General features: G+C 53.5%; 14 protein-coding genes. 5 read left to right on the top strand and 9 right to left on the bottom strand.

Annotated elements, in window-relative coordinates; all coding sequences use genetic code 11:
- From IPJ96_08170 to IPJ96_08160, 3 genes are read right to left on the bottom strand one after another with little or no spacing between them, the layout of a single operon-like run.
- Window positions 1-1,686, bottom strand: coding sequence for a S8 family peptidase (locus tag IPJ96_08170; GenBank protein ID MBK7910325.1), 1,686 nt, complete (start codon window positions 1,684-1,686; stop codon window positions 1-3).
- A complete protein-coding gene (locus IPJ96_08165; protein ID MBK7910324.1) occupies window positions 1,676-2,407 on the bottom strand; it encodes a hypothetical protein in 732 nt (243 codons plus the stop codon). Before IPJ96_08165 ends, IPJ96_08170 begins: the two co-directional genes overlap by 11 nt.
- Window positions 2,408-2,410: 3 nt before the next feature.
- Window positions 2,411-3,448 (bottom strand): alkane 1-monooxygenase, encoded by a 1,038-nt coding sequence (locus tag IPJ96_08160; protein MBK7910323.1) that lies wholly within the window; start codon window positions 3,446-3,448, stop codon window positions 2,411-2,413.
- Window positions 3,449-3,557: 109 nt separating this feature from the next.
- Here IPJ96_08160 and IPJ96_08155 point away from each other — a divergent pair, with 109 nt between their 5' ends.
- The 3 genes from IPJ96_08155 to IPJ96_08145 are packed head-to-tail and all read left to right on the top strand — an operon-like array spanning window position 3,558 to window position 7,169.
- The gene (locus IPJ96_08155) at window positions 3,558-4,250 is read left to right on the top strand and encodes a carboxypeptidase-like regulatory domain-containing protein (GenBank protein ID MBK7910322.1); all 693 of its coding nucleotides are present in this window, start codon (window positions 3,558-3,560) and stop codon (window positions 4,248-4,250) included.
- Window positions 4,234-6,765, top strand: a complete 2,532-nt coding sequence (locus IPJ96_08150) for a carboxypeptidase regulatory-like domain-containing protein (GenBank protein ID MBK7910321.1) — start codon at window positions 4,234-4,236, stop codon at window positions 6,763-6,765. The genes IPJ96_08155 and IPJ96_08150 overlap by 17 nt, the downstream gene beginning before the upstream one ends.
- On the top strand, window positions 6,765-7,169 hold the full coding sequence (locus IPJ96_08145) for a hypothetical protein (GenBank protein MBK7910320.1): 405 nt from the start codon (window positions 6,765-6,767) through the stop codon (window positions 7,167-7,169). The genes IPJ96_08150 and IPJ96_08145 overlap by 1 nt, the downstream gene beginning before the upstream one ends.
- A gap of 2 nt (window positions 7,170-7,171) precedes the next feature.
- On the opposite strand, the gene IPJ96_08140 is transcribed toward IPJ96_08145, so the two are convergent.
- The 4 genes from IPJ96_08140 to IPJ96_08125 all read right to left on the bottom strand — a co-directional run bounded on the left by IPJ96_08140 (window position 7,172) and on the right by IPJ96_08125 (window position 12,706).
- Entirely contained in the window at window positions 7,172-7,987 is an 816-nt protein-coding gene (locus IPJ96_08140) for an SDR family oxidoreductase (protein ID MBK7910319.1), read from the bottom strand.
- Complete coding sequence (locus IPJ96_08135; protein MBK7910318.1) at window positions 7,980-9,407, bottom strand: FAD-binding protein; 1,428 nt, start codon at window positions 9,405-9,407, stop codon at window positions 7,980-7,982. Before IPJ96_08135 ends, IPJ96_08140 begins: the two co-directional genes overlap by 8 nt.
- Window positions 9,364-10,767 (bottom strand): hypothetical protein, encoded by a 1,404-nt coding sequence (locus tag IPJ96_08130; GenBank protein ID MBK7910317.1) that lies wholly within the window; start codon window positions 10,765-10,767, stop codon window positions 9,364-9,366. Before IPJ96_08130 ends, IPJ96_08135 begins: the two co-directional genes overlap by 44 nt.
- Before the next feature lie 118 nt (window positions 10,768-10,885).
- Window positions 10,886-12,706 (bottom strand): T9SS type A sorting domain-containing protein, encoded by a 1,821-nt coding sequence (locus IPJ96_08125; protein MBK7910316.1) that lies wholly within the window; start codon window positions 12,704-12,706, stop codon window positions 10,886-10,888.
- Window positions 12,707-12,855: 149 nt separating this feature from the next.
- On the opposite strand from IPJ96_08125, the gene IPJ96_08120 reads away from it, so the two are divergent.
- Window positions 12,856-13,218, top strand: a complete 363-nt coding sequence (locus IPJ96_08120) for a DUF3127 domain-containing protein (GenBank protein MBK7910315.1) — start codon at window positions 12,856-12,858, stop codon at window positions 13,216-13,218.
- 67 nt (window positions 13,219-13,285) lie between these two features.
- Here IPJ96_08120 and IPJ96_08115 read toward each other — a convergent pair whose 3' ends face one another.
- Entirely contained in the window at window positions 13,286-13,777 is a 492-nt protein-coding gene (locus IPJ96_08115) for an FKBP-type peptidyl-prolyl cis-trans isomerase (protein MBK7910314.1), read from the bottom strand.
- A gap of 93 nt (window positions 13,778-13,870) precedes the next feature.
- Between IPJ96_08115 and IPJ96_08110 the strand changes: the two genes are divergently transcribed.
- Window positions 13,871-14,881: a metal-dependent hydrolase gene (locus IPJ96_08110; GenBank protein MBK7910313.1), complete on the top strand. Its 1,011-nt coding sequence runs from the start codon at window positions 13,871-13,873 to the stop codon at window positions 14,879-14,881.
- Here IPJ96_08110 and IPJ96_08105 read toward each other — a convergent pair whose 3' ends face one another.
- On the bottom strand, window positions 14,882-15,667 hold the full coding sequence (locus tag IPJ96_08105) for a (Fe-S)-binding protein (GenBank protein ID MBK7910312.1): 786 nt from the start codon (window positions 15,665-15,667) through the stop codon (window positions 14,882-14,884).
- Window positions 15,668-15,696: the final 29 nt, after the last annotated feature.

The raw sequence follows: 15,696 nt of genomic DNA, 5'->3' as shown, positions 1-15,696 counted from the left end.
TCAGCGGGAACGTACGACCTTCCGGACGAATTCCTTTTCTCCTGAAGCTACCCGGATGAGGTAGAAACCCGTCTGGAGATTTCCGAGGTCTGGAAGGCTTAGGGTACTGATGCTGTTCCCGCTTACCGCCACATCCTTGTTCCATACGACCCGTCCCAAGCCATCGGTCAGCGAGAGCCGAATGGTTTGTGCCTTCCGGGAGAAATACTGCAGTTCCAGGCGATCATTGAACGGATTCGGATAAACGCTCATCAGCGCTTCTTCATAAGGAAGACCGTCGATGATACCGCCCAGCAGCAGGTCAGCCAGGATAAAGTTCGGAATGCCAAAACCGAGGGAGTCGCCGGGAGTATTGTAATAGCTGGCACTTTGCTCAATGGCGTGAAAAACCTCCATGTTCGATTTGTTGGGATGGGCTTGCCACAGACAAGCCGCCGCTCCGGCAAGTACCGGACATGCGAAGGAAGTGCCGTTGCCCGGTCCGTTACTGCCATCGCCATAGGAAACGATAGTTCCAAGACCCTTCGCCGCGACATTCGGTTTAACATCGCCATCGGAAGACGGGCCGAAACTACTGAAGGAAGCTTTGAATCCGGAGGAATCCACCGCGCCTACTGCCAGCACACTGTCACCATCTGACGGAGCACTGATGTAGTGCCAGCCGGAATTTCCCTGATTGCCGGCGCTCGCCAGAACCAGGAGTCCACGGCTCGCGGCAAAGTCGGCTGCAAGCGAAGACGGACAGGTATTTCCATTCATGTCCGCGTAGGTATGGCTGGCGGAAGTATCGTCGAAGGTAGAATACCCCAGGGAGGATGTGATGATATCCGCGCCCGCGCTATCGGCATATTCGGCAGCGGCAGCCCAATTGTATTCTTCGATGATATTCTCCGTCGGTGCATCTTCGCTACGCAACAGATGGAAGGCGGCGTGCGGGGCGGTTCCGATTAACTGGCCCGGTAAAATGCCGGCAATCGTAGATAATACGGATAATCCGTGGGAGTCGTCTTCAAAAACGGATGCCTGATCGTCGACGAAGTCCCAGGTAGATAACAAGCGATTATCGATGAAGAGGCTGTCGAGGGATGGTACATGATCGGCCTGATAGAAGCCTGCGTCCAGCACGGCGATGACGATACCTTCCCCTTTGTATCCCTGATCGTGGAGATACTCGGCATTCATCAGATGCAATTGATTGAAGGAGGGGCCATAATCATACGATGCGGTACGCAGGAAAGGCAACTCCTTCAACACAGGTCCGGAATGAAGCCGAAGGCTCTTTTTCCGGGAACCATCGCCCGGAGAGCCGGCAACCCGCTTCACACGGTCGCTACTGAGAACAAAGGGCAAAGCATCAATGGAGATCCGGGTAAGGGAGTCGCACTCCACCACTACGGCATTCTGCCACTTGAGCCGGTTGATGATCCGGGCACCTTTCGTTGCAACGCTATCGATGTACCATTCGTTGACAGGCAAGTCCGCCTGGGTCACCGGGATATTCTGGCGCGATCGCCGGTCGATGGCGCGCTGGGAAAGAAAATCCTGCGGCGCGCCGACAGAAAAAGTACTTCCATTCTTATCCGTAAAACGCACTACGTATTTTGCCTGGCCGGTTTGCGCAGTCACCGTCTGCATGCTCATCAGGAACAGGCAGGTTGCCAGGAATCGGATTCGTTCAATGCCCATAATCTCGGACGGTTAAAGTGTATTCGGTCCCATTCAGGATCAGCGGCAGACCGGAACTCTGTATGAGAACGCTGACACTATCCGATTGTTTCTGGATCATCCCGACATCCCGTGCATAGATCTCTTCTTTGTAGATCCGGTTGATGTTCGAGGAAAATTCGTTTTGTAAAACCGTGATCGTTTGATCAAAGGCGTACGGCCCGACCGATTTCGCCTGAAACAAATCACGGTAGATATAGACTTCTTCCAGAAAGAAGTTGTAGGCGTTTCCGTTCCAACTCTTCCGGGCATCGATGGGGAAAGCCAGCTTGACAAACCGAACGTTGTCTTCCGTCCGTTCCACGTTCTCACTCGTCCGCTTGGCGGTCCACAGGTTGAAATATTCCCAGGGAAGCGTATCGTTTTCACGCCGATACCGGTTGATGCGAATGGCCGTATCCCCTTCTCCATCAATGAAAACGGAATCGATAACTTCCCGCAACTGGAAATGATAAAATTCAACGGCCGTGTCGACCTCGCCTGCATCATCAACCGGAAGATGAACAACCGAATCAGCGTCGTACTCGATCCAGGTACCGCTATCAATGGGGAAGTAAGCCTGGTAAGATGGCAAACTGGAAGGTGCAACCGTATCGTCCTTACAACCTGTGCATGCACCAATCAGGAAAAGTCCCGGCAACAGGATCCATCGGCAATGTTTGAATGGAGCAAAATGGATCATGGTTCAGGTAGCGTGAATTTGCTGAAGATACTGCTCCAGTCGTGGGTTGACAATCTTGAACCAAATGGGAGGAATAAGCGCCATCAGGACTGCAGATGCATACCCACCGGGAAGTACAGGACTTTTTTCGTACGTCTGAAGGGTATGATAAGGTTTCGATGCATGGAAATGATGATCACTGTGACGGCTCAGGTCGATCAGGACAAATCGGCTGACCACTTTGTCCGTCTGCCAGCTGTGCGTTTCCCGAACCCGCTCGTCTTCCCGGCGGGAAAGGCCATAGTGTTCAATGTAGTTGGTGTATTCGAGCAGGAAATTCGCGGTTAGTATCTGCAAGGCCCAGGCACCCAGACCGGGCCAACCCAGGAAATACCAGCACACGATGGAAACAAGCAACAAGCCCGTGAAGTTTCTCCAGACATAATGATCAGGATGAACCGTTGATTTACCTTCATGCCTAAGACGCTGGTTTTCCAATCGAATAGCTCCGGAGAGCTGACCGCTGAGCGATCGCAAGAAGAATGCGTACAGGTTCTCGCCAAAGCGGGCAGTAGCAGGGTCCCTGGGTGTTCCGACCCATTTGTGGTGCACCCGCAGGTGTTCAACGAAGAAGTAGATGTTGCCTGCTGTGAAAAGCAGGAACTTCCCCAAGGCCTGCCAGGCCAGGTGCTTTCGGTGAACCAATTCATGGGCGATGACAATCGAAGAAGATCCCGAATGAACGCCTGTAGATAGCGCGGCCCCGATCAGGTGGATGCCGGCAATTCTGCCGCCGGCAATGGAATCGAACAACGCGCCCAACGCCACTACCTGAAAAACGGCATGCAAAATCAGGATCAGATCCGGTAAAAAGGAGGTGGATGCTGACTCATTGTGATGATCCTCGGCGACGAACCACTCGAGGGCTGCCAGCAATCCCAGGGAGAAAACCAGGTTCGCCCAGGACCAGGCACCTCCCAACGCATTTCCGGCAATGGTTACCAGTCCGGGCGCAAGGCTCCAGAGATACCGCAGATTGCGCAGGGTCCCGCGAGTAAACATGTACAACAAATTTACGAAAACGACCGGGGCTAAAGCGTTGATAAACCGTCAATTTTTTACCGGAATTGCCGTTAATCAACTTCCCATTAGTTAATACCTTTACCCCACTATGCCTAAAAAATACGGCTTCCCGGCCATTTTGGCCCTGTTACTCTTCACGCTTGGCACAAAGACCGCAGTGGCCCAGTCTAACCGGCTGATGCCCGATGACCTTGTCCAGTTTTCCGGAGTCGTAGTCAGCAACGACAGCCTGATGCCCATCCCCTTTTCGAGCATCATGATCAAGAATACCAGCCGGGGAACCATCTCTGATTACTACGGATTCTTTTCGTTCGTCGCCAAAATGAAAGACACCGTGGAATTCGCGGCCATCGGCTTCAAGAAAGCGGTCTTCATCATCCCGGATACGATCAGTGACCACCGGTGCTCGCTCATACAACTGCTGCGACGCGATACGGTTCTCCTGAAAGAGGTCGTGATCTTCCCCTGGCCGACGAAGGAACAATTCAAGGACGCCTTCCTGCAGCTTCGCGTACCGGACGACGATCTGGCCCGTGCCGAACGAAACCTGGACCGTAATCAACTCAACATTCTTGCGACCGCCATGCCGATGGATGGCTCCATGAACTTCCGCTACCAGATGGAACAGCAATCGAGCCGCTTGTACTATGCCGGGCAGCTACCGCCGAATAACCTGCTCAACCCGGTCGCCTGGTCCAAGTTCATCCAGATGTGGCAAAACGGCGATTTTAGAAACAAGAACAAGAATAGTCGCAAGACCACGGATGACGACGATAATTAAACGGCTTTCCGCCGCTATTCTGCTCGGTTTCCTCCTGCTTTTACTCCCGGGCAGCATCCTGGCCCAGAACACGGGCGTATTACGCGGGACGGTACGTGACAGTGTTGGTAAACCGCTCTTTGGTGTTACGGTCGCAGTCTTTGGAAAACCTCAGGGAACGACGACACGGGATGACGGCCGATATGAATTGTCGCTTCCGGCGAACGAAGCGCTGCGCATCGTTTTCAGCAGCACAGGACTCCGTACCGACACGGTTCTGGTCACGCTGACGCCGGGGGAATCCCGGGTGCTGGACCGCCGGATGCGTTCACGTGTCGTGCAATTCAAAGAGGTCAACATCGAAGACCGATCGCTCAAGACGATCAACGTTACCCCGATCAATCCGAAAGTCGTATCCGTGCTCCCAACGCCGAATCAGAGCGTTGAAGACCTGATCAAAACGATGCCCGGTGTTGGTTCTGCCAATGAATTGAGTTCCACCTATTCCGTGCGCGGCGGCAATTACGACGAGAACCTTGTTTACATCAACGACTTCGAAGTATACCGGCCCTTGCTCGTACGCTCCGGGCAACAGGAAGGGATCAGTATCATCAATCCGGATATGGTCGAATCCATCTTCTTCTCTGCCGGCGGATTCGATGCTGTCTATGGCGACAAACTGAGTAGCGTACTCGATATCCGGTACAAGAAACCGAAGGAATTCGGAATAAGCGCCAGCGCCAGCATGCTGGGCGGTTCGTTGACCATTCAGAACCGAAGCAAAAACGACAAATGGTACTGGATGGCGAGTGCCCGCCAGCGGTCCAATCAATATCTGCTTAACACGTTCGAGACAAAAGGTGAATACCGGCCTTCCTTCACGGACATTCAATTGCTGACGGGATTTGAACCCAGCTCGCGCTGGACCATTGAATTGTTCACCAACTATGCCCGGAACCGTTACCAGCTCACCCCCTCCACGCGGGAGACGAATTTCGGCACCATCAATGACGCGAAACGATTCACGGTCTACTTTGAAGGACAGGAATTCGATCGCTACCAGACCGGATCGGCTTCAGCCTCCGTCGCCTTTAGGCCGAATGAGCGCGTCAAGCTTAAACTGATCGCCAGCGGATTCGCCACACGCGAAGAAGAGAACTTCGACATTCTCGGACAATACTTCCTGGATCAGTTGGAAGCGGACCTTGGCAAAGACGATTTCGGAGACGTCGCCTTCAACCTGGGTGTCGGCTCCTTCCTAAACCACGCACGCAACCGTCTGGAAGGTCAGGCAACCAGTCTGGAGCACAAAGGTGAGCGCGTGGGCGAGCGCTCGCTCTGGCAATGGGGAGCGAAGGTCAGCACAGAGCGGATCGAAGACAAGATGCACGAATGGAACTACAACGATTCGGCAGGCTTTTCAATCCCCTCTCCGCGCGATTCCGCCGACCCGCGCATTCTGCTGAACGACGTGGTTATTGCCAGGAACACGCTGGAATCGAACCGGGTCATGGGCTTCCTGCAACATACCTGGCAACTCTCCGATACCAACCGCGTCATCCTGACCACCGGCATTCGTGCCAATTATTGGGACCTGAACGAACAACTGGTGATCAGCCCGCGCGCCAGCATCACCTATAAGCCTGACTGGAAACGCAACATGAGTTTCCGGGCTTCCGGAGGAGTCTATTATCAGCCCCCCTTCTACCGGGAACTGCGCGACCTGGATGGAACCGCCTACCCAAAAACGAAAGCACAGCAATCGATCCATGCGGTACTCGGTGGCGATTATACCTTCCTGGCACTCGGCCGGGAGTTCAAACTCACCACCGAAGTCTATTACAAGTTCCTTGAAAACCTGATCCCGTACAAGGAAGACAACCTGCGACTCCGCTACCTGCCAACCTTGCAATCAAAAGGTTATGCGCGCGGGATCGACTTCCGGTTGTTCGGTGAATTCGTACCGGGAACCGAATCCTGGGCCAGCCTCTCCATCCTCCAAACGGAAGAGGACATCACCGGTGATGCTTATTACCTCCGGTATAACGCGGCGGGCGAACAGATCATCGCCGGGTACACCTTCGACCAGAATGCGGTCGATTCCCAAAAAGTTGAACCGGGCTACATTCCGCGGCCGGCTGATCAACGCGTCAATTTCGGTCTCTTCTTCCAGGATTACCTGCCCAAGTCGCCGACCTTCAAGATGTCACTCAACTTGCTCTTCGGCACTGCACTCCCCTTCGGCCCTCCCGGACGTGATCGTTACAAAGACGTTTACCGTTCACCCTCCTACCGACGCGTCGACCTGGGCCTGTCAAAACAGATCATCGGCGAAGACGTGGTAAACAAACCGCAAGGAAAGTTCTTTTCCGGTTTCAAATCCTTATGGATCGGTGTCGAAGTGTTCAATCTCCTGCAGGTCTCCAATGTAGCGTCCTACTCCTGGATCACCGATGTCAGCAACGCCCGGAAATATGCTGTGCCGAATTACCTGACAGCACGGCAACTCAACCTCCGTATCAACGCTCGCTTCTGATGGATGCACGCGCACTGCTTACCAGTTTACTTCTGACCGTCTCGCTGCTGGCAGGCCCATCGGCCTCCCACGGACAAAGCGTCGTATTCTGCGAGCAGGTGAGTTCGGACGGAAAGCCGGTGAATGCCAGTGATTATTTTTCCATCAAGCGCGATGGCGGTTTTTTGCATGTGCTGGTGACGCTTCCACATGCGGTGAATACCGACCAGGTACGCGCGGATCTCTTTCGTCGCGAGAAAGGCGCATCCGTTTTTGAGAGTTCGGTGTACATCCCGACCTCTCCGTCCTACCGATGGTTCTCCCATCGGCTGACCTTTTATCAGGAAGGCGAATACGAGATCTTCTTCTACGATAAACAGGAAAAACTCCTGGCGGTCGGCGGCATCCGTTTACAGGTCCGCTGAGCTTATTTGAAAGGGGAATCAGGCTCCTTGGCCATGTGGTTATAAACCACCCCATCCAGCCATCCGGGAAAAAACTTGTTCAGGAAGACCGTCAGCTTACCCTCGCGGGTCATGACCAGGTCGCGTTTGCGCTGCTTTACTGCATTGAAAATCCTGCGAGCAACTTCCTCGGGTTGCATCATCTTTCCTTCCTCCCGGGGAGATTCCCCCTGCCCTTTACCGTCGGCTCCCAGCGAGGTGACCCGGATGTTGGAGGCCGTAAAGCCCGGGCATGCCACAAGTATATGCAGGCCTTTCTTCAAGTTCTCTGTTCGCAGGGTCTCCAGAAATCCTTCCATGGCAAACTTGGAGGCGGAATAACCAGTCCTGCCGGGTAGCCCCTTCTTACCGGCAATGGATGATATACCGACAATGCTGCCCTTTTGCTTCAACAGGTAGGGTAACGCGAACTTGGAACAATAAACGGTTCCCCAAAAGTTGATATCCATCAATTGTCGGATAACCGACAGGTCCGTCTTTTCGAATAAGGCACGCATCGACATCCCGGCGTTGTTGATGAGCACGTCGATCCGGCCAAAGGTGTTGACCGTCTCTTGTATCAGGTTTTTACAATCCTGCTCTTTCGCTACATCTCCGGTAACCGCGTACACCGGGATTCCGGCTGCCTGCAATTCGCTAACGGTTTTTCCCAGCCGGTCCGCCTGCCGGGCGCTGATTGAAACGGCGAAACCATTCCGTCCGAATTCAAACGCGAGCGCCTTCCCGATTCCGGAAGAAGCGCCAGTGATCACGACAACAGGACGATTACGATCAGGCATCTGGAAAGATCTTTCCCGGGTTGAGTATTCCGTTCGGGTCGAACAGACGTTTGATCCCTTTCATCAGCTCCAATTGCACCGGATCGAACGGGATGTCCATGTACTGTTTCTGTACGTAACCGATTCCGTGTTCACCAGAAATCGTACCGCCCAACGAAACGCATAATTCAAAAATCTCCCGAATTCCTTTCGGCACTTCTCGCTGCCAGGCTTCGTCCGACATCTCTTCCTTGATGATGTTCACGTGCAGGTTACCGTCGCCGGCGTGCCCGTAACAGACACTACGGAAACCATACTTGGTGCCAATCGCTTTTACTCCTTTCAGGAGGCGAGGTAATTCAGCGCGTGGAACGACGGTGTCTTCTTCCTTGTAAATGGAGTGCGACTTCACCGCTTCGCCGGCACTGCGGCGCGCCTTCCAGAGATCCGCCTTCTGTTGCGTCGTATCGGCAAAGAGGATCTCGTCACATTCGAATTCGTACAACACTTCCGAGATACGTTCACATTCCTTGAAAAGAACGTCCCGGTCGTTGCCATCCACTTCGATCAGCAAATGGGCGTTGATATCGTCTTTGAGGGGCACCTTCACATCCACGAATCGCATGACATACTCAATGCAGTCACGCTCCATGAACTCAAGTGCGGATGGCGTAATGCCGGTCCGAAAGATGGCACTCACCGCTTCACAGGCTTTTTCAGCGCTGCGGAAAGGCACCAGCATGAGGAGGTTCTCCTTCGGGAGCGGGACCAGCCGGAATACGATACGGGTAATGATCCCCAACGTTCCTTCACTGCCGATCAACAACTGTGTCAGATTATACCCGGTGGAATTCTTCAGCACATTTGCGCCTGTCCAGATGATTTCTCCGGAAGGAAGGACCACCTGGCAATTGAGCACGTAATCCTTTGTAACGCCGTACTTCACTGCTTTTGGACCGCCTGCGCATTCGGCCAAATTGCCGCCAAGAAAACAACTGCCCCGGCTGGCTGGATCCGGCGGATAGAACAGCCCCTTCTCCATCACCGCATCCTGAAAAACCTGGTTGATGACACCCGGTTCCACCGTTGCCTGCAGATTACGTTCATCGATCGAAAGAATGCGGTTGAAGCGATCCATGGCGATCACCACCCCGCCCAGAACCGGCAATGCGCCGCCGCTGAGTCCGGTCCCCGCACCTCTCGGTGTTGCGGGAATGCCGGTGCGGTTACAGAATCTTAGGATGGCAGCAACCTGCTCCGCGGTATCGGGACGGACAACCACCTGCGGAAGAAAGCGCAGGTCTTCCGTGTAATCGTGCGAATGGTTATGCAATGCGTCCTCATCCGTGAGCACGAATTCACGTCCAACGATTGCACGCAACTCTTCCAAATGAGCATCAATGAGAGCGGGGTACGCTTTTTCGGGGGCCTTGCGGGACATGATTCTTTTTGGTTTCCGTCACGGGTACGAGTTCGTACCCCAATACATAAATGGTTCCGGTAGCCTCTCCGGTATCGTCACCGAGGTAGTAGATCCGCGTACCACGATCGAGCACACAACGAACATGGGAAAGTCCGAAAACAGTGGTGTCTGTAAACTGCCAGGCCCAGGAGGAACCGGTATCCGCAAGGGCAATAAACGGTTGTACCATTCCCTCACCTTCTGCCAGGTTCTTAGCACCCGACACCAGCCACTTCCCCGCAAAGGGGAACGCGTTGAGAATGGTACTCCCCGGCCGGGTCGTTCGTACGATCGTATCCTTACCCGATGGGGTCCAGACTGAAAGAACTCCATAGCGCTGTCCTCTCGGATAATCGGTGATATCACCGGTCATGACCATGAAGGAGTCGCGGACGGATAAACTGTTGGCGACTCCGTCGGTCTGATTTCCGTTGTACCATTTCTCCTGCAACAACATGCCGTTTCGGGTGAACCGGATGAGCGGAATATCGGATCGGTCACTGGCATGATTCACCCAACCGCTAACCGCAAGGAGTGAATCTCCTTCAAGGCTAAGCTGAAAACCCGCATCGCTTTCACCGAGGATGCCGTCATAACGGTGCTGCCAGACAAGACGACCCGTGGAATCGAACTTGGTTACCAGGAGATCAGAGCTCCTCAACGCGACGTCGGCATTCCCGCAGAGATAGACATTGCAGGAATCATCGACGACCAGGTCGTTGAAGATGTCCATTTGGAGTGTTGACCAGGTTTGCTTCCAAATCAGTTTCCCTTCCAGGTCAAAACGACAAACGACGGCATTCAATCCCGAATCCAGGGAAGTGATATATCCGCCCACGTAAATGGCTCCGGTTGGGTCCGCACCGATACAGGTGGGAGCATCATACAATCCCGCGACACCTCCAACCCTGTCACCCGGAAAAGCCCCGCCGTCACCCGAAAATCGCACGACTTGTATATCGGCATCGGCTTCACTGATCTTCGCTACGCCAACCGTCCAGAAATTTCCGAAGTGATCCAGGCATCCGTCGACAGCCAGGTCATCGCCGCCGATTCCGCTGTTGAAGGTCCTCTCCCATATCCTTTTTCCATCAGGGCTCAAGCGCGTCACGTAGAAATCCCGCAAAGAATCCGGGATGGCCGTAGTTCCCAACACAAACAAGTCGCCGTTCGGTGCCACAGTCATATCATTGGCCTTGTTGACGGTCGTAAGACTGGATTTTAGTGCGACACTGAACAACGGTCTTACGTGCACCACGGGCTGCTGGGCCCGGCTTGTCATTTGCTTTCCGGTAACCAGGATGATCAGCAAAATGGTCGGGAAAATGGGAAAACGCATGGTTGGCAAAATTAACAAATTCTATGGGCTGCTCTAAATTTCAACGCTCCCGCCAATGAAAAACTCCCCGCTGTGCATGGAGTCGCACAGCGGGGAGTTGAAAGAGAAAGCGGGGCGGTTAGAACGCAACCAGACGAATCGTCTGTTGGTGTGACCCGGTCTGAAGGCGCAAGTTGTAAATACCGGAAGCGAGCCCGAGTTCACGAATGTCCAGCGTCTGTTGGAATTTTCCTGCAGGCTGATTGCCGGAATAAAGTGAAGCGATCCGACGACCGGTCATGTCCAGAAGATCAAGTTGAACGGACGAAGGATTGATCAGGGTATAGTTCACCCGGAATACATCGCTCGAAGGATTCGGACTGGCTGTGAAGTTGACCAGGTCGTTGATCTGCTCGATACCGGTAGTCGACAGGATCTGTACGGTGTCGATCGTCACCGTCGGTCCGCAGGTATTGTACGCATACAAGGTCACGATGTAGCTGCCTACACCCGGGAATGTGTGTTGAATGCCGGTGTTGGTAGTGGTGACAGCAGGTGATCCATCACCGAATCGCCACACCAGGGAGTCCGTGCCGAGTGCAGATGCGGTAAAGTCGACGTCGTTCGCCAATACCGTGTACGTGTAACCGGAGATGGGGAAGCTGCCGGCACTTTGCTGGAAGAGTGTGATCGGAACTGCTACCCAGTTGTTCTGGTCGTTTGTCTCAAGGAAATTGTTCATCGGATCGGTGATTGATACGATGTAATAGTCACCATTACAGGTGGTCGACGGCAGTACGATGCCCATCCCGTTCAATCCTGAGCTGTAGATATCCAGGTTACCGACATAGATACCCTGATCGCGTGAACAACCCGATACACTGCCGAGATCCGAGTTCGGGATATCCGATTTGTTGAGTGTCACGCCCTGGTCATCCACGCAGTAGCCGTAGTTGGCATCACAATCACCAAGGTTCACCAGACAGAAACTCTGTTTGTTACCCGTGCCGATGATAGGCCAGTTTCGGGAATCAGGATCCGGTGTAGCGCGCCGAAGCGTAAAGTCGGCCCAGTTGTCGACGTGCACGTGCCCGTGGGTCGGGTGATAGCTCATCGTGCCGGCCGGACGGTCGAAGTAGGTCATGCTGCCGCCGTCTTTGTGGTAGATGCGCTGAATTACCAATTCTTTGGGATACGATCCGTCAGGACAGGGAGTGCTGCAATTGGAAACGACCGAATCACAATAGCAGGAACCTGTACCATGTATTTCCATGGGTCCCCAACCGATGTTGGGCGTTGCGTTGCCCATCGTAATGTTTCCGGCGTATTCCTGGTGGTCTTGTTGGATACAAAGCACCGAGGAGGTCATGTCCGGGAGCAGGTCGCAATCGGTAGAAACCCCATCCGGACAGGCGCAGCCGGTGGCATCGGAGGTATTGCACGGACCACCGTTGGCAGTAGGATCTGCCGGCGGATTGATCATGAAGAAGACCGAGACGAAATGAAAGGTGCCCGTATCGGCTGTCGGGAAGATGTCACGGATCCTCAACAACCAGGTACCGTTGGGATCCGAACCGTCGTTGAATACGTTCAACGACATCTCAGGCAGGTAAGTGCCGGTGAAGGGTGCCGGTGCATACTGGATACGACCACCGGTTCCATTCATCATGAAACAGGTGTTCCGGTATCCCGGTCCGTTCCCGCCATGACCAATCGAAAGGTCGATGATCTTGCCATCCGGTGATTGCAGGCGTAACTGCAGGTCTTCCACAAACTCGTGGCTGATATCCAGGCATACCGAGGCAAGACCAAACGTGCCATTGATCTGGTTGGCGATGCCGTTGACCTGAATCGGAATCAACACATCACCACCCGTAATCGGCGTAGCGGTTGAATTCGTAAAACTTTGGGCGAATGATCCCAGCGGCAAGAATGCCAGCAGGAGTAACAGTTTTTTCATGTGGGTGCGTTTGCTTGGGTAAATTTAAGTGTTTTATCCTAACATACAACCACTTAGGCAACCCTCGATTTGTCCCCAATCTTATCAACCGGCTCCATCCTGAACGGGAATCCTCGTATCTTAGCCCAATAATTTTCAACAGCACACTTATGTCCATGCAAGTTACCGGCTCTCTCAAAGTAAAGAAGGAAACCCAAACGGTCAGCGACCGCTTTAAAAAGCGCGAATTTGTCATTACCGACAATTCCAGCCAGTACCCACAGCACATCAGCTTCGTCCTTACCCAGGATCGTTGCAACCTGCTCGACAGTTTCCAGACAGGTGACAACCTGGTCGTCCATTTCAACCTCCGGGGCCGGGAATGGACCAGCCCTCAAGGTGAGGTAAAGTATTTCAACACCCTGGAAGCCTGGCGCATCGAGCGCGGACAAGGCGCTCCGGCCGGCGGTCAGGAATACTCGCAGGATATTCCGGAGTACATTCCTTCCGGAAAAGATGACCTGCCCTTCTAATTGATCAGGATACAAAAAGGAAAGCCTGTCCAAACGGACAGGCTTTTTCTTTTTTAGCTAGAAGCGATCAATGCACGTGACCGTGGTCCATCTCTTCCGGGGTAGCCTCGCGGACTTCCACGATTTCCCCGCTGAAATGCAGGATATGTCCGGCAAGCGGGTGGTTGAAATCCATCTTCACTTTCTGTTCGTCGTAGGAGACCACTTTACCATTCAGCATGTTCCCTTCCTGATCGGTCATCGGGAGTACATTGCCGACTTTGAGCATGTCGAAATCGATCACTCCTTCTACTTTAAAGATTTCAATCGGAAGATCGATGATCGCCGCGGCATCGGTTGAACCATAGGCATCATCGGCTTCGATGGTGAAGCTGAAGGAATCACCACTCCCCTTACCTTCCAGTCCCCGTTCGAATCCCGGGATCATCATACCGACACCGTACAGGAACTTCAGAGGACGGGACTGATCAGCCGTCTCGATATGCTTCTGTTCTTCGGCCGGAAGGTTGGCATGCAGGCGGTAGGTTACGGTTACCACCTTGTTGGAATCAATTTTCATTCGTTCTGATTTTTGATAAAAATACGGAGAATCCGGGTTCGGCTGCCGTGAAAAGGTATAAATTGCCTTCAACTGCATTTTCAGCGGATTTCAATGGATAGTCTGACACATACAGTGATTGGAGCGGTCGTGGGGGATGCCTTCGCCGGCCGCAGATTGGGAAAGAAAGCGATGTTGTGGGGCGCGTTGATCAACAACCTGCCTGATATCGACGTGCTGACAAGTTTCTGGATGACCCAGGCTTCCGGCTTATTGGCCCACCGCGGGTTCACCCACTCGATCCTGTTTATGGTGATCATGACGCCCTTGTTGGCCTATGGCCTTCATGGTCGTTATAAGACGACATCTTCCTATCAGGATTGGTTGTGGCTCAGCGGATCGAATCTTTTCATCCATTTGTTCATCGACGCATTGACGGCCTATGGCACAGGATGGTTCGAACCGTTTTCGCATGAACGGGTTTCGCTCAACATGTTTTTTGTGGCCGATCCGCTTTATACCCTTCCGTTCATTGTAGGCGCCATCGCATTGATGATCCTGCGCCGGGGTTCTCCCAAGCGCATCAGTTGGCACCGGATCGGCATCCTTTGGGGAGTTTTCTATCTGCTCTTCGCCGGTTGGAACAAATACCGGATCAACCAGGAGGTAACAAGTAATGTGGCGAAACAGCGACTACTGGTGCATGACTTCATCAGCACGCCAACTCCCCTGAACAATTTCCTGTGGTACGTGATCGCCCAAGGCGATAGCGGATATTATATCGGCTATCGGTCGGTATTCGATCCCAAGACGCCTATGGCGTTTACCTATTTCCCCCGAAACGACGCACTCCTTACGCCCTGGAAAGACGACCCGGAGGTGGGTAAACTCATCCGGTTTTCGGAAGGCATTTACCAGCTTGATCAGGAAGACGGCCAGACGGTTTTCAGCGATATGCGTTTCGGACAGATCGGAGGCTGGATGGACCCTAAGGCTAATTTCGTATTCAGGTTCTACCTCGACCGCCCCGATGGCAATGACCTGGTGATCCAACGCGGACGAATGGAAGCCAGTACGCCCGAAGCCCTGAAAAGTCTATGGAACCGAATGTGGGGCCAGCCCTGATCAAAGGTCCTTGGCCTGCGCGATCAGCTCGGCTACATCCAGGACCTTCACTTCACTTTCCTTGTTGAAGTGCTTGACGCCGTCCGTCATCATCGTCATGCAAAACGGACAACCCACCGCGATCACATCGGGTTGAAGGGCCAGCGCTTCTTCACTGCGCTCAATGTTGACGTCCTTCTCCCCTTTTTCCGGCTCTTTGAACATCTGTGCGCCGCCCGCTCCGCAACAGAAACCGTTCGCACGTGAACGCTTCATTTCGGAGAGTGTGCTGTCGAGTTTTCGGATGAGCTCGCGCGGCGCTTCGTAGACTTCATTCGCGCGACCGAGATAACAAGGATCGTGGAACGTGATCCGTTTGCCGGAAAATGCCCCGCCTTCGATGCGCAGCCTGCCGTCGTTGATCAACTGCTGCAACAACTGAGAATGATGCAGCACTTCATAACGACCACCGAGTTCCGGGTATTCGTTCCGCAGGGTGTTGAAGCAATGCGGACAAGCGGTGACGATGCGACTCACTCCGTATCCGTTCAAAACCTGGATATTCATCATCGCCTGCATCTGGAAGAGGAACTCGTTGCCTGCACGCTTCGCCGGATCGCCGGTGCAGGACTCTTCCGTTCCCAAAACAGCGAAGCGCACATTGCAATGATGAAGGATCCTGGCAACGGCACGGGTAACTTTTTGCGCACGCTCATCAAACGAACCTGCACATCCTACCCAGAAAAGAACCTCCGGTTGCTCACCCCGGGCGGCAAACTCGGCCATCGTTTCCACTTTGAAATCCATTCGTCCGTCTCGATTAGGGTGTGTGAATC

It is taken from the genome of Bacteroidota bacterium, assembly GCA_016713765.1.
Taxonomy (GTDB): domain Bacteria; phylum Bacteroidota; class Bacteroidia; order AKYH767-A; family 2013-40CM-41-45; genus Pollutiaquabacter; species Pollutiaquabacter aromativorans.
The sequence above is the reverse complement of the archived record's forward strand: the minus strand, read 5'-3'. Positions and strand labels throughout refer to the sequence as shown.

Coding starts and splice junctions, on each gene's coding strand:
- IPJ96_08150 (MBK7910321.1), top strand. CDS start 4,234: ATGACGACGATAATTAAACGGCTTTCCGCCGCTATTCTGCTCGGTTTC.
- IPJ96_08105 (MBK7910312.1), bottom strand. CDS start 15,667: ATGGATTTCAAAGTGGAAACGATGGCCGAGTTTGCCGCCCGGGGTGAG.
- IPJ96_08115 (MBK7910314.1), bottom strand. CDS start 13,777: ATGAAAATTGATTCCAACAAGGTGGTAACCGTAACCTACCGCCTGCAT.
- IPJ96_08135 (MBK7910318.1), bottom strand. CDS start 9,407: ATGTCCCGCAAGGCCCCCGAAAAAGCGTACCCCGCTCTCATTGATGCT.
- IPJ96_08165 (MBK7910324.1), bottom strand. CDS start 2,407: ATGATCCATTTTGCTCCATTCAAACATTGCCGATGGATCCTGTTGCCG.
- IPJ96_08155 (MBK7910322.1), top strand. CDS start 3,558: ATGCCTAAAAAATACGGCTTCCCGGCCATTTTGGCCCTGTTACTCTTC.
- IPJ96_08160 (MBK7910323.1), bottom strand. CDS start 3,448: ATGTTTACTCGCGGGACCCTGCGCAATCTGCGGTATCTCTGGAGCCTT.
- IPJ96_08170 (MBK7910325.1), bottom strand. CDS start 1,686: ATGGGCATTGAACGAATCCGATTCCTGGCAACCTGCCTGTTCCTGATG.
- IPJ96_08120 (MBK7910315.1), top strand. CDS start 12,856: ATGTCCATGCAAGTTACCGGCTCTCTCAAAGTAAAGAAGGAAACCCAA.
- IPJ96_08145 (MBK7910320.1), top strand. CDS start 6,765: ATGGATGCACGCGCACTGCTTACCAGTTTACTTCTGACCGTCTCGCTG.
- IPJ96_08130 (MBK7910317.1), bottom strand. CDS start 10,767: ATGCGTTTTCCCATTTTCCCGACCATTTTGCTGATCATCCTGGTTACC.
- IPJ96_08125 (MBK7910316.1), bottom strand. CDS start 12,706: ATGAAAAAACTGTTACTCCTGCTGGCATTCTTGCCGCTGGGATCATTC.
- IPJ96_08110 (MBK7910313.1), top strand. CDS start 13,871: ATGGATAGTCTGACACATACAGTGATTGGAGCGGTCGTGGGGGATGCC.
- IPJ96_08140 (MBK7910319.1), bottom strand. CDS start 7,987: ATGCCTGATCGTAATCGTCCTGTTGTCGTGATCACTGGCGCTTCTTCC.